Here is an 18,523-nt window from a genome sequence, read left to right as displayed (position 1 = left end):
CGCCCGTCTCAGCTTTCCTGTTCGCGTTCGACCTGGTCGTTCCAATCGCGCTTGATCGCGCGCCAGGCCTCGTCCGTCTTGCCCAGGCGCCAGTAGCCCGAGATCGACAGGCGCTCGCGCGGCACCTCGCGCTCCAGGCGCAGGTGGCGGCGGAGCTCCTTCACGAAGCCCGCCTCGCCGTGCACAAAGGCGTGGACGTCGCCCGCCGGGAAGTCCAGGCCCTTCACGGCGTCGAGCAGCGCCTCGCCCGTCGGGCGGTCGCCGCGGTGCAGCCAGGTCACCTCGATGCCCGCCGCGGTCGCGAACTTCTGCTCCTCGGTCGCGTCCGCGACCTCCACGAAGGCATGTGCCGTGGAACCCTCCGGCAGCCGCTCCAGAGCCACCGCGATGGCCGGCAGGGCGCTCTCGTCGCCCACCAGCAGGTGCCAGTCCGCCTCCGTGTCCGGGGCGTAACCGCCACCAGGGCCCAGGAAGCGCATCGTCTCGCCGGCCTGGGCGCGCGCCGCCCAGGGGCCGGCCAGGCCCTCGTCGCCGTGGACCACGAAGTCGACGGTCAGCTCGCGGTGGACCGGGTCCCAGTTCCGGACCGTGTACGTCCGCGTCGTGGGCCACTGCTCGCGCGGGTACTCCGCCCGGATCCGCTCCATGTCGAACGGCTCCGGGTAGCTCACGCCCTCCGGCGCGAAGAGCAGCTTCACGTAGTGGTCGGTGTACTCGCCGACCGAGAACGCGTCGAGGCCCTCCCCGCCCAACACGACCCGCACCATGTGGGGCGTGATCCGCTCCGTGCGCACGACCCGTGCCTCATGGGCCTGCGGTGCCTTGCGCGCCGGCTGCTCTGCCACGACGGTCTCCCTGACTGACTCGCGAACTTAGGTTTACCTAAGCTAGCACCCCGGGTGCGCGACGGCCCAGAGTGCCCAGGGGCGAGGCGCCCTCTAGGGCCGCTCGCGCTCCAGGACCGGCAGCAGCCGGCCCACCGCGCCGCCGAGACCCCAGCGCTCCACCAGGCCGGCCAGGGCCTCCGGGTCCTTGGGCACGCGCGGCAGCGCCGGGTCGAAGTCGGGCAGGGGCACGTCCCCGGCGACGCGGACGACCGTGGGCGCCACGTCCAGGTACTCCGCCGCCTCCACGATCCCGCGCCGCTTGGCCGGGGTCAGCTTCGACGTACGGTCCACGGCGGCGGCCCGTACACCCGCGAGATCGCCGTACTCCGTGATCAGCTGCGCCGCCGTCTTCTCGCCGATGCCCTTAACCCCGGGCAGCCCGTCACTGGCGTCGCCGCGCAGCGCCGCGAAGTCGGCGTACTGATCGGCCCGCACCCCGTACTTCGTACGGATCAGCTCGTCGTCGACCAGGTCGCAGTCGCCGACGCCCTTGCGCGGGTACAGCACGCGCACCGCGCGCTCGTCGTCGACCAGCTGGAAGAGGTCCCGGTCGCCCGTGACGATGTCCACCGGGCCCTTCGCCCACCCCGCCAGCGTCCCGATCACGTCGTCCGCCTCGTAGCCGGCGACCCCGACCCGGGCGATGCCGAGCGCGTCCAGGACGTCCTCGATCACGGGCACCTGCGGGGAGAGCGTGTCCGGGATCTCCTCCTCGTCCGGGCCCGTCTCCGTCTCCACGGCGACCCGGTGCGCCTTGTACGACGGGATCAGATCCACCCGCCACTGCGGGCGCCAGTCGGCGTCCATGCAGGCCACCAGGTCGTCCGGGTGGTGGTCCTGGACGAGCCGGGTGATGAAGTCCAGCAGACCGCGCACCGCGTTGACCGGCGTGCCGTCCGGGGCCCGGACGGAGTCCGGCACGCCGAAGTACGCGCGGAAGTAGAGGGAGGCGGTGTCGAGGAGCATCAGGCGTCGCGTCACACCTCGATCATGCCGCACTCCACTGACACCGGCCCCGACCGCGGCTCCGCCCGCCGGCCCGCGTCCCGCGACGCTGTCGCGGCCCGTGCCCCGCGGCAGCGTCCCTCCGTGACCCCCGTCACCTTCGGGTTTGCCTCCGGAGCCCCCGGGCAGGCGCGGGCCCGGAGCGGACCCGGTACGGGGATTCGGCAACGGATCCCCGTACGCCACGGGAGCCGCGGGCCGAACCCGCCCCGCTCCACGGCCCTGCTGCGGGGGTGGAGGGCCGTTCTCGTTCCAACGCGTGAGGTGTATGTGTCCAGGCTCCAGGCCGACCATCTGTTCAAGGTGTTCGGCAGACGACCCGACGAGGCCGTCAAGAAGCTCGCGAACGGCGCGGAGCGCGACGAGCTCCGCGCCGACGGCACGACGGCGGCGGTGATCGACGCCTCCTTCACCGTCGAGCCCGGCCAGATCTTCGTCGTCATGGGTCTGTCCGGATCGGGCAAGTCCACCCTCCTGCGCATGCTCAACGGCCTGCTGGAGCCCACCGCGGGCCGCGTGCTGTTCGACGGCGACGACCTCACCGCGCTGAGCCCCCGCGATCTGCGCACCGTGCGGTCCACGAAGATCAGCATGGTCTTCCAGCACTTCGCGCTCTTCCCGCACCGCAGCGTCCTCGAGAACGCCGCCTACGGCCTGGAGGTCCAGGGCGTCCCGCGCGCCGAGCGCGAGACCCGGGCCGCCGAGGCCTTGGAGCTGTGCGGCCTCGCCGGCTGGGAGAAGTCCTGGCCCGACGAACTCTCCGGCGGCATGCAGCAGCGCGTGGGCCTCGCCCGCGCGCTCGCCACCGATGCCGACCTGCTCCTCATGGACGAGTCCTTCAGCGCCCTCGACCCGCTGATCCGCCGCGACATGCAGGACCAGCTCCTCGAACTGCAGAAGCGCCTGAAGAAGACCATCGTCTTCATCACCCACGACCTCAACGAGGCCATGCGCCTCGGCGACCGCATCGCGGTCATGCGCGACGGCCGGATCGTCCAGCTCGGCAGTGCCGAGGACATCCTGGTCCGCCCCGCCAACGACTACGTCGCCTCCTTCATCCAGGACGTCGACCGCTCCCGCGTGCTCACGGCCGCCGCCGTGATGACCGAGTCCGACGCCCCCGGGAAGGCGGACGCCTGCGACTGCGAGACCGTCGGCCCCGACACCCTCGTCGCCGACCTGTGCGCCGTCAGCGCGCGCGTCCCGCACCCGGTGGCCGTCAAGGACGCCGACGGCACCGTCCTCGGCGTCGTACCGCAGTCCCGCCTGATCGGCTTCGTCGGCGACGAGCAGCGCCCGCCCGTCGCCTGCAGCGCCGGTACCACCGGTACGAAGGAGGTGGCCTCGCATGCCTAGGCTCCCCCTCGGCCAGTGGGTCGACAGCTCCGTCGACTGGCTCCAGGCCCAGTTCTCCTGGCTCTTCGACGCCATCACCACCGTCGTCACCGGCCTCTACGACGGCATCGACGCCGTCCTCTCCGCGCCCGAGCCCCTGCTCTTCGCCGGCATCCTCGCCGTCGTCGCCTGGTGGCTGCGCGGCCTGCCCGCCGGTGTGCTCGCCTTCGCGGGCTTCGCGCTCGTCGACTCCGTCGACCTGTGGGACGACGCCATGGCGACGCTCTCCCTGGTGCTCGTCGCGACACTCGTGACGTTGGTGATCGCGGTCCCGCTCGGCATCTGGGCGGCCCGTTCCACCACCGTCAGCGCCGTGCTGCGCCCGGTCCTGGACTTCATGCAGACCATGCCCGCCATGGTCTATCTGATCCCGGGCATCATCTTCTTCGGCGTCGGCGTGGTCCCCGGCATCATCGCCACCATCGTCTTCGCCCTGCCGCCCGGCGTGCGCATGACCGAGCTCGGCATCCGCCAGGTCGACGGCGAACTCGTCGAGGCGGCCGAGGCGTTCGGTACCACCCCGCGCAACACGCTGCTGCGCGTGCAGCTGCCGCTCGCCCTGCCGACGATCATGGCCGGTATCAACCAGGTCATCATGCTCGGCCTCTCCATGGTCGTCATCGCCGGCATGGTCGGCGGTGGCGGGCTCGGCGGCGCGGTCTACCGCGCCATCGGCAACGTCGACATCGGCCTCGGCTTCGAGGCCGGCATCTCCATCGTCATCCTCGCCATGTACCTCGACCGGATGACCGGCGCGCTCGGCCGCCAGGTCTCTCCGCTCGGCCGCCGCGCGCTCGCCAAGGCGCGGGCCGCGACCGCCGCACGCGCCGGGGCGAAGCTCTGGAACCACCGCCCGCAGCCCGTCACCGCCCTCGTCGGCGTGGTGATCCTGGCGCTCGTCGCGGGCGGCATGGGCTTCCTCGGCGGCGGCACGTCCTCGACGACCGCAGGCGGCAAGGACATCGGCCACGGCAAGAAGATCAACCTCGGCTACATCCCCTGGGACGAGGGCATCGCCTCCACCTTCCTCTGGAAGGAACTCCTGGAGCGGCGCGGCTACGAGGTCGACGCCACGCAGCTGGAGGCCGGCGCGCTCTACACCGGTCTCGCCGGTGGCCAGATCGACTTCCAGACCGACTCCTGGCTCCCGGTCACCCACGCCCAGTACTGGGAGAAGTACCAGAACAAGCTGGAGGACCTCGGCTCCTGGTACGGCCCCACCTCCCTGGAGCTGTCCGTGCCGTCCTACATGAAGGACATCGACTCGCTCGACGACCTCAAGGGCAAGAGCGGGCAGTTCAAGGGCCGCATCATCGGCATCGAGCCGAGCGCCGGAATGATGGGCATCCTCAAGGACAAGGTCCTCAAGGAGTACGGCCTGGAGGGCGAGTACAAGGTCGTCGACGGCTCCACGCCCGGCATGCTCGCCGAGCTGAAGCGCGCGTACGACAAGAAGGAACCGGTCGTCGTGACGCTCTGGTCGCCGCACTGGGCCTACTCGACGTACGACCTGAAGAAGCTCAAGGACCCCAAGGGCACCTGGGGCACCGGCGACGGCGTGCACACCCTCGCCCGCAAGGGCTTCTCGGCCGAGAACCCCGAGATCGGCGCCTGGCTGAAGAACTTCGAGCTGACCGAGAAGCAGCTCACGGATCTCGAGGCCGCCATCCAGGAGACCGGCAAGGGCAAGGAGCAGGAGGCCGTCCGCGGCTGGCTGGAGAAGAACCCCGGCCTCGCGGAGAAGCTCGCCCCGCAGTAGGGCGCGAGGGGCTCGGCAGGCCCGATGTCTGATTCCTGACTGCTGTCCGAAAAGGGGTGGTCGCCGAACGTGTTCGGCGACCACCCCTTTTCGCCACGACGCGAAACCCCACGCCAAAGCTGCGTAAGGTTCAGTTAACCGACCAGTACGCAGGCACCGAGGCACGAGGGAGGGAGCCGACATGGACGACAAGGAATCGCTGCGCGTGGGCGCGGCCGTCAAGAAGCGCCGCAGGGCCCTCAAGCTCACCCTGGCCGTCGTCGCCTCGCGCAGCGGTCTGTCCGTGCCCTTCCTCAGCCAGATCGAGAACGAGCGGGCTCGCCCCAGCAAGCGCTCCCTCGAACTCGTCGCCGGCGCCCTGGAGACCTCCGCCGGCGAACTCCTCGCCGCCGCGGAGGCCGCCCGCACGGTCGACGTCGTCCGGGCCGAGGAGCATGCGCACGCGATGCCCGAGGGCGTACGGTCCCTGGTCCGCGGCCGCCAGCAGCTGCACGCGCTGGAGTTCACCGGCGAGCGGGACGCGGGCCGGGAATTCCAGCACCGCAACGACGAGTTGCTGTTCGTCGCCGACGGCGCCGCCGAGGTCGAGGCCGAGGGCCGGGCGTACCGCCTGGAGCGCGGCGACACGCTCTACCTCTCCGGCGGCGTACGGCACCGGTGGCGCGCCACCGAGCCCGGCACCCGCCTCCTCGTGGTGGCCGTCGCCGAGCACATCGAGGCCGACGACACGTGAGGCGCGTGGTGAGGCGGGACGTGCGGCGGGTCGTCTCCCTCGTCCCCTCGCTGACCGAGGCGGTCGCCGTCACCGCCCCTGGGCTGCTCGTCGGCGCCACCGACTGGTGCAGCCACCCCGCCGACCTCGACGTCGTACGGATCGGGGGCACCAAGAACCCCGACGTCGCCGCGATCACGGGGCTCCGCCCCGACCTCGTGATCGCCAACGAGGAGGAGAACCGCGCCCCGGACCTGGACGCCCTGCGCGCCGCGGGGGTCGAGGTCCTGGTCACCGAGGTGCGCACGCTCGCCCAGGCGTTCCAGGAGCTGGACCGCGTACTGCGTGCCTGCGGGGTACCGGACCGGCCGCGCTGGCTGGACGGGGCGGAGGAGGCGTGGGCGGCGGTGGAGGAGCCGGACGGCGGTGCGCGCACCGCCGTCGTGCCGATCTGGCGCCGCCCCTGGATGGTCCTCGGCCGCGACACCTTCGCGGGCGACCTGCTGGCCCGGCTCGGTGTCCGCCACCTGTACGCCGACCACGCCGAGCGCTACCCGCGCGTCCCGCTCGACGAGCTGCGGGCGGCCGGCGCCGACCTGGTCGTCCTGCCCGACGAGCCGTACCGCTTCACGCGCGACGACGGCCCCGAGGCGTTCCCCGGGACCGCCGCCGCGCTCGTCAGCGGCCGCCATCTCACCTGGTACGGGCCGTCACTGGCCGAGGCGCCACGGGTCCTCGCCCGGGCCCTGCGAGCAGCGCACCGCTGAACAGCCCGCGCAGGGTGTGGAATCCGGCCACCAGCCAGGCCGCGACGAGGAAGACGTACAGCACGATCGCGAGGCCGTCGTAGACGGCGAGACCGGTGTGGTGGGCGAGGCCCTCCGCGCCCGTCACACAGGTGCCGACGGGGAAGGTGAAGGCCCACCAGGTCATCGCGAAGCCCATGCCGTGCCTGCGGGCCCGCAGCACCATCGCCCCGGCCAGCGCCAGCCACAGCAGGGCGAAACCCATGACGGGCACGCCGTAGAGGACGGCGAAGGCGCCGAAGCCGTGCGCGTACGGGTCGGGAAGCACGCCGGGGGCGTAGTCGGCGAACTTGTTCGCGGCGGTCGTCGACTGGCCGAGAGGGCCGAGGACCAGGAAGAGCGTCGGGGTGAGCGCGAGCGGCAGCGGCCCGCCGGTGACCAGCCGGCCGAAGACCAGGGGCAGCATGACCAGGGTCGCGAGCAGGCTGACGCCGAACAGGGCGTAGCAGGCGATCAGCAGGGTCTGCTGGGGCTGTCCGGCGGGCAGGTGGGGCAGGAGCAGCGGGCCGACGGCCGCGGAGACCATGGGCGCGACGACGGGCAGCAGCCAGACGGGCGAGGCGCCCTCGATCCGGTGGTGGACGACCATCAGGTACGGGATCGTCACGGCGGCGGCCAGGCCGATCACCGTACCGGCGGTGAACAGGACGGTGTCGAGGGCGACGGCCGCGGTCGGGCCGATCCAGTCCTGGCCGACGATCAGCGCGCCGGCGCCGACGGCGAGCAGGGCCATCGACAGACAGCCGTAGAACGGCGCCACGGCCGGGTCGAGGAGGTGCTCGCGGGCGCGGTCGCGGTGGTGGATCCAGTGCAGGGCGCGGGCGGTGACGAGGGTGAGGAGCATCGCGAGGGAGAGCGCCCAGACGGCGGCGCAGGCGGTGCGCAGACCGGGGACGTCCACGGGGAGCGTGGCTCCCGCGTTGGCGACGATGGCGGTGCCCATCACCGAGGCGTACCAGTTGGGGCCGAGGTGACGGACCGCGGCCGCCCGTACGCCGGGGGTGGTGGCGAGGGGGGCCGGACGGGAAGGAGCGAGGGTTGCCATGGCTCCACCCTCGTTCCGCGGGGCGGGCCCGACCAGGGATCTTGGCGCTATGACGTCATAAGCTGACTTTATGAGCAACGACCCTGCCGAGAGCCCACCGCTGTCCCACCGGGTCCCCGACCTCGGCGCGCTCGAACTTCTGCTCGCCGTCGCCCGGCACGGGAGTCTGGGGCGGGCGGCCCGCGAGGTGGGGATCACCCAGCCCGCGGCGAGCAGCCGGATCCGCTCGATGGAGCGGCAGCTCGGGGTGGCCCTGGTCGACCGCTCGCCGCGCGGATCGCGGCTCACGGACGCGGGGGCGCTCGTCACGGACTGGGCGCGGCGGATCGTCGAGGCGGCCGAGGCCTTCGACGCGGGGGCGCAGGCGCTGCGGGGGCGGCGGGACTCGCGGCTGCGGGTGGCGGCGTCGATGACGATCGCGGAGTACCTGCTGCCCGGGTGGCTCATCGCGCTGCGCGCGGAGCGGCCGGACACGGCGGTGTCGCTGATGGCGGGGAACTCGGCGGCGGTCGCGGAGCGGCTCCTCGGCGACGAGGCGGACCTGGGGTTCGTGGAGGGGCTCGCCGTGCCGGACGGCCTGGACGGGGCGGTCGTCGCCCGGGACCGGCTGGTCGTGGTCGCCGCGCCCTCGCACGCGTGGGCGCGGCGGCGCAGGGCGCTGGAACCGGGGGAGCTGGCGGCGACCCCCCTGATCCTGCGGGAGCGGGGGTCGGGGACCCGGCAGGTCCTCGACTCGGCTCTCTCCGCGCACGGAGGGCTCGCGCAGCCGCTGCTCGAACTCGCCTCCACCACGGCTGTGAAGGCGGCGGCGGTGAGCGGTGCGGGGCCGGCCGTGCTGAGCGAACTCGCGATCACGGAGGAGCTGGCCTCGCGACGCCTTGTGGAGATCCCGGTCGACGGGGTGCTGCTGCGGCGGGACCTTCGTGCGGTGTGGCCTGTGGGGCATCGGCCGACGGGGCCTGCGCGGGACCTGCTGTCCTTGACTCGGGCGGCGCCGGCGGGGTGAGGGCGGTGCGGTGGGGGCGGGGGGTGCCTCGCGGGTGGGGTTCGCCCGGTGGGTGGGTTGCCCGGTGGGGTGGGGTTCGCCCGGTGGGCGGGTTGCCCGGTGGGGTGGGGTTCGCCCGGTGGGCGGGTGCGGCGCCGTCGTGGGCTTTCGCGCGGTTCCCCGCGCCCCTGAGGTCCGGGGGTGCTTGCGCCGGTGGGTGTCTGCGGGGCCGTTGTGGCTGGTCGCGCAGTTCCCCGCGCCCCTGAGGTCCATGACTCCCACCGCCCCTGCGCCCCGGAGGAGCCTGAGGCTGACCGCCCCGCGCCCCTGAGGCCCCTGCGGGCCACCCCCCCTGCGCCCTCGCGCCCCTGAGGCCCCCGACCTCCGCGCTCCTCAGCTTGCCGCCGTGGTCAAGGCCTGCATCACCCTCAGGTCCTCGCCCATCTCCGGGTGCCACTGGACGCCCAGGGCCCAGGTCGGGGAGGGGAGTTCGATCGCCTCGATCGTGCCGTCCTCCGCGTACGCCGACGGGATCAGGTCACGGCCGAGGCGGTCCACCGCCTGGTGGTGGTAGGTCGGCACCGAGGCCAGTTCCGGGACCAGGGACGCGTAGCGCGTGCCCGGGACCGGCTTCACCGCGTGGCGGCCGATCACGCCGACCGACTCCACATGGCCGTCCAGGTGCTGCACCAGCGTGCCGCCGAGGGCCACGTTCAGGAGCTGCATGCCCCGGCAGATGCCGAGCACCGGCGTCCCGGAGGCGAGCGCCGCCTCGATCAGGGCCAGTTCCCAGCTGTCCCTGGCCCGGGCCGGCGGGCCGGTACGGGGGTCGGGCTCGGCCCCGTACCGTACCGGCTCCACATCCGCACCGCCCGCCATCACCAGGCCGTCGAGCCGCGCCACCACCGACGCGGCGGCGGACGGCTCGTCCGGCGGGAGCATCGTCGCGAGACCGCCGCTCGCCTGCACCAGGCGTGGGTACTGCGCGGGCAGCAGCGCCGCCGGCATGTCCCACACCCCCCAACGGGCCTGGTCCAGATAGGTCGTCACGCCGATGAGCGGCTTGGGCACGGATTCCTCCAGATCGAAGACGGGCGGGTCAGTCGCGGTCGCGGTCGAGTTCGGCCTCGGCCGCCGCAAGCGCCGCGAACTCCTCCTCCGGCGCCTTGGCGACCAGGTGGTGCCGACTGTAGAACGCGAAGTAGGCCAGTGCGATCACGTACACCCCCAGCGCGATGAACGCCGCGTCCTTGTCCACCAGGAACGTCGCCACCAGTGCGGACAGGGCGAGCACGAACGCCACCGACGAGGTCACGACGCCGCCGGGGGTGCGGTACGGGCGCGGCAGGTCGGGCTCGCGGCGGCGCAGCACGATGTGGGAGAGCGCCATCAGGGCGTACGAGATGGTCGCGCCGAAGACCGCGATGTTCAGCATCCGCGCACCGTCCCCGGTGCCCGCCGCGAGCGCGAAGCCGATCCCGCCGGGGATCAGCAGTCCCAGGTACGGGGACTTCCGACGGCTCGTGAGGGAGAGGAAGCGCGGCAGGTAGCCGGCCCGGGACAGGGCGAAGAGCTGGCGCGAACCGGCGTAGATGAGAGAGAAGAACGAGGCCACGAGGCCCGCGAGCCCCGCGTAGTTGACGAAGCGGCTGAGCGCCGTCGGCTCTCCGTCCCCCTGCAGCGCCACGACCAGCGGGTTGCCCGCCTCTTGGATCGCGGCCGAGCCGCGCGCGCCCGTCGCGGCGACGAAGGTGATCACGGCGAGCAGCACCAGGATGCCCATGGACAGGGCGAGCGCCCTCGGCATCGAGCGGACCGGGTCCTTGGCCTCCTCCGCCGCGAGCGGCACGCCCTCGACGCCGAGGAAGAACCACATGCCGAACGGGAACGCCGCCCAGATGCCCAGGAGCCCGTACGGCAGCCAGGAGTTGGCGCCGAACGCGTCCGCGTCGGCCGGGATGTCGTTCAGACCGTCGACGTGGAAGTCGCTCAGCGCGCCGAGCGCGAAGATGACCAGCGCCGCGACCGCGATCGCCGTCACGATCAGGCTGAAGCGGAGTGCCTCGCCCACGCCCCAGAGGTGGATGCCGATGAAGAGGGCGAAGCACGCGAGGTAGACCGGCCAGCCGGACTCCAGGCCGAAGAGTCCGAGGGACTCGACGTAGTCGCCGATGAAGATGGAGATCGCGGCGGGCGCGAGGATGTACTCGATGAGGATCGCGGTGCCGGTGAGGAAACCGCCCCAGGTGCCGAGCGCCCGGCGCGCGAAGCCGTAGCCGCCGCCTGCGGTCGGCAGGATGGCGGAGAGTTCGGCGAGGGCGAAGACGAGACAGGCGTACATCGCGCCCATCAGGACGGTCGCGATGGCCAGGCCGCCGAAGCCGCCCTTGGAGAGGCCGATGTTCCAGCCGGAGAAGTCGCCGGAGACGACGTAGGCGACGCCGAGTCCGGTGAGCAGCAGCCAGCCGGCGCTGCCCCGGCGCAGGGCCCGGCGTTCGAGGTAGTCGTCCGGTGCCGTCCTGTCTCCTGGTGCCGTCTTTTCCCCGGAGGTGTCTTCGAGCGTCATGGCAGCGTCAGCTCCCGCGTCGGGCCCAATGGAATGGAGCCATACCTTTGCGCCGCCCCGGCCGGAACGCAACCCCCGTGCGTTACTTTCGGGTTACGTGAGCGCCCCGGCCGTCCGCCCGGCCGCGAGGCCGCCGCGCGCCCCGCCGCCGGTCGCCCGCCAGGCCGCGCCCGCCCGCCCGGCTGCTCGCCAGTCTGTCGCCGCCCACCAGCCAGGCCGCCGGCCGCCCGCCCACCAGGCAGCCCGCCCGCTCGTCTCAGGTCAGGAACCCCCGCAGCAGCGCGGCCGTGCCCCCGCAGTGCTCGCGCATGACCTCGCGGGCCGCGTCGGCGTCGCCGTCCAGGACGGCCTCCACCAGGGCCGTGTGCTGGTGCTGGGAGTGCTCCAGGTTCCGTACCAGCAGCGGGATGCAGTCCAGGAGATCGTTCACCGTGGCCCGTACGGCCGCGTACTGCGCCGTCAGTGTCGGGGAGCCCGAGAGTTCGGCCAGCGTGAGGTGGAGCAGGGTGTCCTGGCGCCGGTAGTCGTCCAGCGGGGCGTCGTGCGTGGCGGCCAGGGCGGTGCGGAGCCGCTCCGCGCCCTCGTCGTCGAGCCCGTGCGCCGCGCACAGCCCCGCCGCGCCCACCTCCAGGACCTCCCGGAACCGCAGCGTGTCCTCGACGTCGACGGCCGCGATCCGGCGCCGCAGCTCGTCCTCGTCCGCCGTCTGCGGCCGGTGCAGCACAAACGTTCCGCCGTACCGCCCGCGCCGGCTCTCGACCAGGCCCTGTTCCTGGAGCACCTTCAGGACCTCGCGCAGGGTGACCCGGCTGATCCCCATCCGGTCGGCCAGCTCCCGCTCGGCGGGCAGTCGTTCGCCGCCGGGCACGAGCCCGAGCCGCACCACCTGGAGGATCTGCTCCAGGGCCTCCTCGAAGCCGTTGCCCGCCCGGACCGGCCGCAGCACGGGCGTCAGCCGGTCCGCCTGCGGGACGGGGGATGCGCTCGTACCGCTCGTATCGCTCGTACTGGACTCACTCGTACTGGACACGTTCCCGTTTCCCCTTCCCAAGCAATGGTCTTCGGCAATACCTTATGGCTTCCGGCTGACCGAAGGAGGAGTAATCCCGTGGCAGACCGCAAAGCCCCGCTCTCCGTCGAGGAGCTCCGCGCCCTCGTCGCGAGCGGTGAGATCGACACGGTCGTCCTGGCCTTCCCCGACATGCAGGGACGGCTCCAGGGCAAGCGGTTCGCCGCACCGTTCTTCCTCGACGAGGTCCTCGACCACGGAACCGAGGGCTGTAACTATCTCCTGGCCGTCGACACCGAGATGAACACGGTCGACGGATACGCGATGTCCTCCTGGGACCGCGGCTACGGCGACTTCGCCATGCGCCCCGACCTCGACACGCTGCGCCGCGTGCCCTGGAACGCGGGCACGGCCATGCTCGTCGCCGACCTCGCCTGGAGCGACGGCTCGCCCGTCGTCGCCGCACCCCGCCAGATCCTCCGCCGCCAGCTCGAGCGGCTCGCCGAGCACGGCTACACCGCGCACGTCGGCACGGAGCTGGAGTTCATCGTCTTCAAGGACACCTACGAGCAGGCCTGGGACGCGAACTACCGCGGCCTGACCCCGGTCAACCAGTACAACGTCGACTACTCGATCCTCGGCACCGGCCGTGTCGAGCCCCTCCTGCGGCGGATCCGCAACGAGATGGCGGGCGCGGGACTGACCGTCGAGTCCGCCAAGGGCGAGTGCAACCCCGGCCAGCACGAGATCGCCTTCAAGTACGACGAGGCCCTCGTCACCTGCGACCAGCACGCCGTCTACAAGACCGGCGCCAAGGAGATCGCCGCCCAGGAAGGCGTCTCGCTCACCTTCATGGCGAAGTACAACGAGCGCGAGGGCAACTCCTGCCACATCCACCTCTCCCTCCAGGACGCCGACGGCACCAACGTCATGGCCGGCGACGGGCCCGCCGGGATGTCGGAGGTCATGCGGCACTTCCTCGCCGGACAGCTCGCCGCCCTGCGCGACTTCTCCCTCCTCTACGCCCCCAACATCAACTCCTACAAGCGGTTCCAGCCCGGCTCCTTCGCCCCCACCGCCGTCGCCTGGGGCGTCGACAACCGCACCTGTTCCCTGCGCGTCGTCGGCCACGGCCGTTCGACCCGCTTCGAGAACCGGCTCCCCGGCGGAGACGTCAACCCGCACCTCGCCGTCGCCGGCCTGATCGCCGCCGGACTGTACGGCATCGAGCAGCGGCTCGAACTCCCCGAAGCCTGCGACGGCAACGCCTACACCGCCGACTACGCCCACGTCCCCACCACCCTGCGCGAGGCCGCCGAGCTCTGGGAGACCAGCCCCATCGCCAAGGCCGCCTTCGGCGACGAGGTCGTCGCGCACTACCGCAACATGGCCCGCGTCGAACTGGACGCGTACGACGCCGCGGTGACCGACTGGGAGCTGCGCCGCTCCTTCGAACGCATGTGAGGAACGAGTTGCTTCAGGAACTCCAGGTACTCAATCCGGCGACCGAGGAGGTCGTCGCCACCGTCCCCGCCGCCACCAGGCAGGACGTCGACGCCGCCGTCGCACGGGCCACCGCCGCCCAGCGCGGCTGGGCCGCCGCCGCCCCCGCCGACCGAGCCCGGCTGCTGCGCCGGTTCGCCGCCGTCGTCGACGCCCACACCGAGGAACTCGCCCTCCTCGAGGTCCGCGAGGCAGGTCACACCCTCGGCAACGCCCGCTGGGAGGCGGGCAACGTCCGCGACCTGCTCGACTACGCCGCCGGGGGAGTGGAGCGGCTGAACGGCCGCCAGATCCCGGTCTCCGGCGGCCTCGACGTCACGATCCTCGAACCCCTCGGCGTCGTCGGCGTGATCGCGCCCTGGAACTTCCCCATGCCGATCGCCGCCTGGGCCACCGCCCCCGCCCTCGCCGCCGGCAACGCGGTGATCCTCAAGCCCGCCGAGACCACCCCGCTCACCGCGCTCCGCCTCGCCGAACTCGCCCTGGAGGCCGGGCTCCCCGAGCACCTCTTCCAGGTCCTGCCGGGCGAGGGGGCCGTCGCGGGCGACGCGCTCGTCACCCACCCCGGCGTCGCCAAGATCGTCTTCACCGGCTCCACCCGGGTCGGCAAGAGCATCATGGCCACCTGCGCCGACCAGGTGAAGCGGGTGACCCTCGAACTCGGAGGCAAGAGCCCGAACATCGTCTTCGCCGACGCGGACGTCGAGGCGGCGGCAGCCGCGGCGCCGATGTCCTTCCTCGACAACAGCGGCCAGGACTGCTGCGCCCGCACCCGCATCCTCGTCCAGCGCTCCGTGTACGACCGCTTCCTGGAGCTGCTCACCCCGGCGATCGAGGAGATCCTCGTCGGCGACCCGGCCGACGAGAAGACCCAGATGGGCCCGCTGATCTCCCGCGCCCAGCTGGAACGCGTACGGGCCTACGTCCCCGACACCCTCCCCGGCATCCGCGGCAAGGCCCCCGAGGGCCCCGGTTTCTGGTTCCCGCCGACCGTCCTCACCGACATCGCCGAGGACGCGCCCTGCGCCGTGGAAGAGGTCTTCGGACCGGTCGCCGTCGTCCTGCCCTTCGAGGACGAGGCGGACGCCGTACGGCTCGCCAACGCCACCGAGTACGGCCTGTCCGGCTCGATCTGGACCCGGGACGTCGGCCGCGCCCTGCGCGTCTCGCGCGCCGTCAGGGCCGGCAACCTCTCCGTCAACTCCCACTCCAGCGTCCGGTACTGGACCCCCTTCGGCGGCTACCGGCAGTCCGGCCTCGGCCGGGAACTGGGCCCCGACGCACTGACCGCCTTCACCGAGACCAAGAACGTCTTCATCAGCACGGAAGCCACGGAGGCCTGAACCGCATGAGCACCGAAGAGATCGTCTGCCGCCGTCTGGTCGGCCGCACCGCCGTCATCACCGGCGCCGGCAGCGGCATCGGCCTGGCCACCGCCCGCCGCCTCGCCTCCGAGGGCGCCAACGTCGTCTGCGGCGACATCGACGAGACCGCCGGCAAGGCGGCGGCCGAGGAGGTCGGCGGCACCTTCGTCCGCGTCGACGTCACCGACCCCGAGGAGGTCGAGGCGCTGTTCAGGACCGCCTTCGACACCTACGGCTCCGTCGACATTGCCTTCAACAACGCGGGCATCTCGCCGCCCGACGACGACTCGATCCTGGAGACCGGCCTGGAGGCCTGGAAGCGCGTCCAGGACGTCAACCTCACCTCGGTGTACCTGTGCTGCAAGGCCGCCCTGCCCTACATGCGGCGCCAGGGCCGGGGCTCCATCATCAACACCGCCTCGTTCGTCGCCATCATGGGCGCGGCCACCAGCCAGATCTCGTACACCGCCTCCAAGGGCGGCGTGCTGGCCATGTCCCGTGAGCTGGGCGTCCAGTTCGCCCGCGAGGGCATCCGCGTCAACGCGCTCTGCCCCGGGCCGGTCAACACCCCGCTGCTGCAGGAGCTGTTCGCCAAGGACCCGGAGCGCGCCGCGCGCCGGCTCGTGCACATCCCCGTCGGCCGGTTCGCCGAGGCCGAGGAGATCGCCGCCGCCGTGGCCTTCCTCGCCAGCGACGACTCGTCCTTCGTCAACGCCACCGACTTCCTCGTGGACGGCGGCATTTCGGGCGCGTACGTGACCCCGCTGTAGCGGCCGAGGTCCGGGTCCTAGTCTGGTGGGATGAGCATGACGACCCCTCCCGGCTGGTACCCGGACTCCTCCGTGCCCGGCGTCGAACGCTGGTGGGACGGCACGAACTGGACCGCGCACACCCGCCAGGCGCAGACCCCGGCCACCGTCTTCGCCCCGGCGACGGCCCCGGTACCGGTTCCGCCCGTACGCAACGGCCGGAACCGGGCGGCCCTCCTGGCCGCCGTCGCGGTGGCCGTGGTCGCGGCGGTCGTCGCGGGGGTCCTCGTGCTCGGCGGCGACGACGAGGAGAACCCGCCGTCGGCCGGCCCGACGGCGGTCACGGACACCCCCACCGCCCCCACCTCCTCGGCGAGCGAAGAACCCGTCGGCGAAGAGGACGAGAAGCCCACACGGGTCGACGACCAGCTCAACGGCATCACGCTGCCCGTCCTCCAGGGCTGGGAGAAGCCGGAGTACTACTCGGGACCGGCGCCGACCGTCACGACCGTCGGCACCTACCCGTGCCCCAGCGGCTCCAAGGAGTGCCGCCACGGCACGGTCTCCTCGCACGCGGTCTCGCGCACCGACGCCGCGACCCCCGAGGCCATCGCCAAGGAGGACGTCGCCGCCGCGGCCAAGGAGACCTACGAGGAGGACATCCTCGGCAGCCTCCCCTACGGCAGGATGATCTCCCACAAGGTGATCGCCGCCCGCCCCACCGCCGTCGCAGGACGCACCGGCTACCTGGTCCGCTGGCAGGTCACCACAGACAAGGGCCCCGGCGGGTACGTCCAGTCCCTCGCCTTCCCGTCCCCGGCGGGCAGCGAGTCCCCGGTCGTCGTCCGCTTCGTCTTCGACGCGGGCCCGGAAGGACCCTCCCTCGCGGTCATGGACGAGATCGCGCGCGGCATCCGCCCGATCGGCAGCGACACCAACGGGGGAGTCGGCAGCTCGATCACCCCGGGGAGCTGACGGTCGGGTCGGGCGGAGGCTGTCGGGCGGAGACTAGAGGAACGTGCGGCCCTCGCCCCGGTACGTCGGGACCGTGGCCGTGACCCGGTCGCCCTCGATCAGCCGGAGGCTGTCGAACCGCTCGCACAGCTCCCCGGCCTTCGCGTGCCGGAACCACACCTTGTCCCCGATGAGGAGATCGTCCGCCGCCGAGCCGAGCAGCGGGGTCTGCACCTCGCCGGGGCCCTCCTGCGGGTCGTAGCGCAGCCCCTCCGGCAGGTACGGGACGGGCAGCCGGTCCACGCCCGCGGCGCCCGAGGCCGGGTAGCCGCCGCCGAGCACGGTCACCACGCCGACGCCGGGGCGGCGCACGACGGGCTGGGCGAAGAGAGCTGCCGGACGGCCGGTGAAGGACGTGTAGTTGTCGAAGAGCCGTGGCACGTAGAGGCCCGAACCGGCGGCGATCTCGGTCACCGCCTCCTCGGCCGCCGTGTGCTGCACACTGCCCGTACCGCCACCGTTGACGAACTCCAGGTCCGGTGCCACCGCCCGCACCGCACGGACCACGGCCGCGCGCCGGGCCGCCAGCTCCCGGCGGGCCGCCGCCTGCATCAGCCGGACCGCCCGCGACCGCAGCGGCCGCCCCGCCACCGCGTCCCCGACCCCGGCGACATGCCCCTCGTACGCCATGATCCCGACCAGCCGGAACCCGGGGCGGCGGGCGATCGAGCGGGCCAGCTCGGCGAGCTGGGCGGGCTCGCGCAGCGGGGAGCGCAGCGCGCCTATCCGCACCTTGCCGCCGAGCATCCGCAGCGACGTGTCCAGCTCCAGGCAGACCCGGACCTCCTCGGCACCGCCCGCGCGGGCCGCGTCGATCAGCTCCAGCTGCGCCGGATCGTCCACCATCACGGTCACCGCCGCGGCGAGCTTCGCGTCGTTCGCCAGCTCGCCGAACGCGGCGCGGTCGGCGGACGGATAGGCCAGGAGCACGTCCTCGAACCCGGCACGGGCCAGCCAGAGCGACTCCTCGAGCGTGAACGACATGATCCCCGCGAAGCCCTCGCGCGCCAGCACCCGCTCCAGGAGCGCCCGGCACCGCACCGACTTGCTCGCCACCCGGATCGGCTTGCCCCCGGCCCGCCGGACGAGGTCGTCGGCGTTGGCGTCGAAGGCCTCCAGGTCGACGATGGCGACGGGCGCGTCGAGATGGGCGGTGGCCCGGTCGTACCGGGCCCGGTCGGCGGCGCGGGGAGTCATGGCCCGAGCTTGCCAGACGGGTTTACGGGTGGGTAGCCCCTGAGTTCCCGTGGTGGGGGGAACAGCCCGTAGAGTGGCGGGCATTGCGAGGGCGGCACGACGAGGAACGACCAGGGGGCGGGCATGAGCACGGACGCGCACCGCCCTGCCTCCTCGCGCATCACCGACGCCCTGCTGCCGCCCGAGGAACCGACCGGCCGGGCCGGGGAGAACGCCCCCGCTGTCGCGAGCCGACCGGCCGTCCCCCCGAGGCCGACGCGGCCCCCGACGGACACCCGTCCGCCCGCGGCCCCGGCGTCGACCCCGCCCACGCGCCCGGCGACCGCCCCGCACGCCGCTCCCGACGCGGGCAGCGCTCCGCGCGTCGTACCGCCCCGTCCGGCGAGCGCTCCACACCGCGGTCCCGACCCCGTCGTCGCCCCTGCACCCGGCGTCCCGCCACGCCCCACGACCGCCCCGCGCATCCCCAGCGACGTGCCGGCCGTCGAGACCACCACGCGCCTGCGCCCGATACGCGAAGCCACCGC

16 protein-coding genes and 1 pseudogene are annotated in these 18,523 nt (G+C 72.8%); 10 read left to right on the top strand and 7 right to left on the bottom strand.

All coding sequences use genetic code 11. The features are described 5' to 3' along the window. Positions 1 to 8: 8 nt before the first annotated feature. Together AB0E14_RS33970 and AB0E14_RS33965 are read right to left on the bottom strand one after the other, a co-directional pair. Positions 9 to 845: a siderophore-interacting protein gene (locus AB0E14_RS33970; RefSeq protein ID WP_362427296.1), complete on the bottom strand. Its 837-nt coding sequence runs from the start codon at positions 843 to 845 to the stop codon at positions 9 to 11. Positions 846 to 938: 93 nt separating this feature from the next. After that, positions 939 to 1,853 (bottom strand): 5'-3' exonuclease, encoded by a 915-nt coding sequence (locus AB0E14_RS33965; RefSeq protein ID WP_362427325.1) that lies wholly within the window; start codon positions 1,851 to 1,853, stop codon positions 939 to 941. Positions 1,854 to 2,162: 309 nt separating this feature from the next. On the opposite strand from AB0E14_RS33965, the gene AB0E14_RS33960 reads away from it, so the two are divergent. From AB0E14_RS33960 to AB0E14_RS33945, 4 genes are all read left to right on the top strand, one after another. Then, a complete protein-coding gene (locus tag AB0E14_RS33960) occupies positions 2,163 to 3,248 on the top strand; it encodes a glycine betaine/L-proline ABC transporter ATP-binding protein (RefSeq protein ID WP_362427293.1) in 1,086 nt (361 codons plus the stop codon). After that, positions 3,241 to 5,046 (top strand): ABC transporter permease/substrate binding protein, encoded by a 1,806-nt coding sequence (locus AB0E14_RS33955; protein WP_362427290.1) that lies wholly within the window; start codon positions 3,241 to 3,243, stop codon positions 5,044 to 5,046. Before AB0E14_RS33960 ends, AB0E14_RS33955 begins: the two co-directional genes overlap by 8 nt. Before the next feature lie 181 nt (positions 5,047 to 5,227). Further along, a complete protein-coding gene (locus tag AB0E14_RS33950; RefSeq protein WP_362427287.1) occupies positions 5,228 to 5,779 on the top strand; it encodes an XRE family transcriptional regulator in 552 nt (183 codons plus the stop codon). Further along, positions 5,776 to 6,525: a helical backbone metal receptor gene (locus AB0E14_RS33945; RefSeq protein WP_362427284.1), complete on the top strand. Its 750-nt coding sequence runs from the start codon at positions 5,776 to 5,778 to the stop codon at positions 6,523 to 6,525. The genes AB0E14_RS33950 and AB0E14_RS33945 overlap by 4 nt, the downstream gene beginning before the upstream one ends. Here the strand turns inward: AB0E14_RS33945 and AB0E14_RS33940 are convergent. After that, a complete protein-coding gene (locus tag AB0E14_RS33940; RefSeq protein ID WP_362427281.1) occupies positions 6,452 to 7,609 on the bottom strand; it encodes a TDT family transporter in 1,158 nt (385 codons plus the stop codon). The genes AB0E14_RS33945 and AB0E14_RS33940 overlap by 74 nt on opposite strands. Positions 7,610 to 7,679: 70 nt before the next feature. Between AB0E14_RS33940 and AB0E14_RS33935 the strand changes: the two genes are divergently transcribed. Then, positions 7,680 to 8,615, top strand: a complete 936-nt coding sequence (locus AB0E14_RS33935) for a LysR family transcriptional regulator (RefSeq protein WP_362427278.1) — start codon at positions 7,680 to 7,682, stop codon at positions 8,613 to 8,615. A gap of 372 nt (positions 8,616 to 8,987) precedes the next feature. Here AB0E14_RS33935 and AB0E14_RS33930 read toward each other — a convergent pair whose 3' ends face one another. From AB0E14_RS33930 to AB0E14_RS33920, 3 genes are all read right to left on the bottom strand, one after another. After that, positions 8,988 to 9,665, bottom strand: coding sequence for a gamma-glutamyl-gamma-aminobutyrate hydrolase family protein (locus AB0E14_RS33930; RefSeq protein WP_362427275.1), 678 nt, complete (start codon positions 9,663 to 9,665; stop codon positions 8,988 to 8,990). A 28-nt stretch (positions 9,666 to 9,693) separates the two neighbouring features. Continuing rightward, positions 9,694 to 11,160 carry an ethanolamine permease gene (gene eat, locus AB0E14_RS33925; protein ID WP_362427272.1) on the bottom strand — a complete coding sequence of 489 codons (1,467 nt, stop codon included), beginning with the start codon at positions 11,158 to 11,160 and terminating at the stop codon, positions 9,694 to 9,696. 256 nt (positions 11,161 to 11,416) lie between these two features. Then, a complete protein-coding gene (locus tag AB0E14_RS33920) occupies positions 11,417 to 12,115 on the bottom strand; it encodes an FCD domain-containing protein (RefSeq protein ID WP_362427322.1) in 699 nt (232 codons plus the stop codon). Between the two features lie 153 nt (positions 12,116 to 12,268). On the opposite strand from AB0E14_RS33920, the gene AB0E14_RS33915 reads away from it, so the two are divergent. Genes AB0E14_RS33915 through AB0E14_RS33900 form a run of 4 tightly spaced genes read left to right on the top strand, consistent with a single transcriptional unit; the run spans position 12,269 to position 16,760 of the window. Further along, positions 12,269 to 13,633: a glutamine synthetase family protein gene (locus AB0E14_RS33915; RefSeq protein ID WP_362427269.1), complete on the top strand. Its 1,365-nt coding sequence runs from the start codon at positions 12,269 to 12,271 to the stop codon at positions 13,631 to 13,633. A gap of 8 nt (positions 13,634 to 13,641) precedes the next feature. Continuing rightward, positions 13,642 to 15,015, top strand: coding sequence for an aldehyde dehydrogenase family protein (locus AB0E14_RS33910; protein ID WP_362427266.1), 1,374 nt, complete (start codon positions 13,642 to 13,644; stop codon positions 15,013 to 15,015). Positions 15,016 to 15,020: 5 nt separating this feature from the next. Then, positions 15,021 to 15,806 (top strand): 3-oxoacyl-ACP reductase, encoded by a 786-nt coding sequence (locus AB0E14_RS33905; protein ID WP_362427263.1) that lies wholly within the window; start codon positions 15,021 to 15,023, stop codon positions 15,804 to 15,806. Between the two features lie 30 nt (positions 15,807 to 15,836). Then, positions 15,837 to 16,760 (top strand): DUF2510 domain-containing protein, encoded by a 924-nt coding sequence (locus AB0E14_RS33900; protein ID WP_362427260.1) that lies wholly within the window; start codon positions 15,837 to 15,839, stop codon positions 16,758 to 16,760. 33 nt (positions 16,761 to 16,793) lie between these two features. Here the strand turns inward: AB0E14_RS33900 and AB0E14_RS33895 are convergent, their stop codons facing one another. Next, positions 16,794 to 17,996 (bottom strand): amino acid deaminase/aldolase, encoded by a 1,203-nt coding sequence (locus AB0E14_RS33895; RefSeq protein WP_362427257.1) that lies wholly within the window; start codon positions 17,994 to 17,996, stop codon positions 16,794 to 16,796. Positions 17,997 to 18,119: 123 nt separating this feature from the next. Between AB0E14_RS33895 and AB0E14_RS33890 the strand changes: the two are divergent. Continuing rightward, positions 18,120 to 18,523 (top strand): annotated as a pseudogene (locus AB0E14_RS33890) (hypothetical protein); the annotation flags it as partial.

This window comes from Streptomyces sp. NPDC047981, from assembly GCF_040653315.1.
Lineage (GTDB): Bacteria > Actinomycetota > Actinomycetes > Streptomycetales > Streptomycetaceae > Streptomyces.
This window is presented reverse-complemented; position numbering and strand designations above follow the sequence as displayed.

Coding starts and splice junctions, on each gene's coding strand:
- AB0E14_RS33895 (WP_362427257.1), bottom strand. CDS start 17,996: ATGACTCCCCGCGCCGCCGACCGGGCCCGGTACGACCGGGCCACCGCC.
- eat (WP_362427272.1), bottom strand. CDS start 11,160: ATGACGCTCGAAGACACCTCCGGGGAAAAGACGGCACCAGGAGACAGG.
- AB0E14_RS33965 (WP_362427325.1), bottom strand. CDS start 1,853: ATGCTCCTCGACACCGCCTCCCTCTACTTCCGCGCGTACTTCGGCGTG.
- AB0E14_RS33935 (WP_362427278.1), top strand. CDS start 7,680: ATGAGCAACGACCCTGCCGAGAGCCCACCGCTGTCCCACCGGGTCCCC.
- AB0E14_RS33955 (WP_362427290.1), top strand. CDS start 3,241: ATGCCTAGGCTCCCCCTCGGCCAGTGGGTCGACAGCTCCGTCGACTGG.
- AB0E14_RS33905 (WP_362427263.1), top strand. CDS start 15,021: ATGAGCACCGAAGAGATCGTCTGCCGCCGTCTGGTCGGCCGCACCGCC.
- AB0E14_RS33940 (WP_362427281.1), bottom strand. CDS start 7,609: ATGGCAACCCTCGCTCCTTCCCGTCCGGCCCCCCTCGCCACCACCCCC.
- AB0E14_RS33950 (WP_362427287.1), top strand. CDS start 5,228: ATGGACGACAAGGAATCGCTGCGCGTGGGCGCGGCCGTCAAGAAGCGC.
- AB0E14_RS33900 (WP_362427260.1), top strand. CDS start 15,837: ATGAGCATGACGACCCCTCCCGGCTGGTACCCGGACTCCTCCGTGCCC.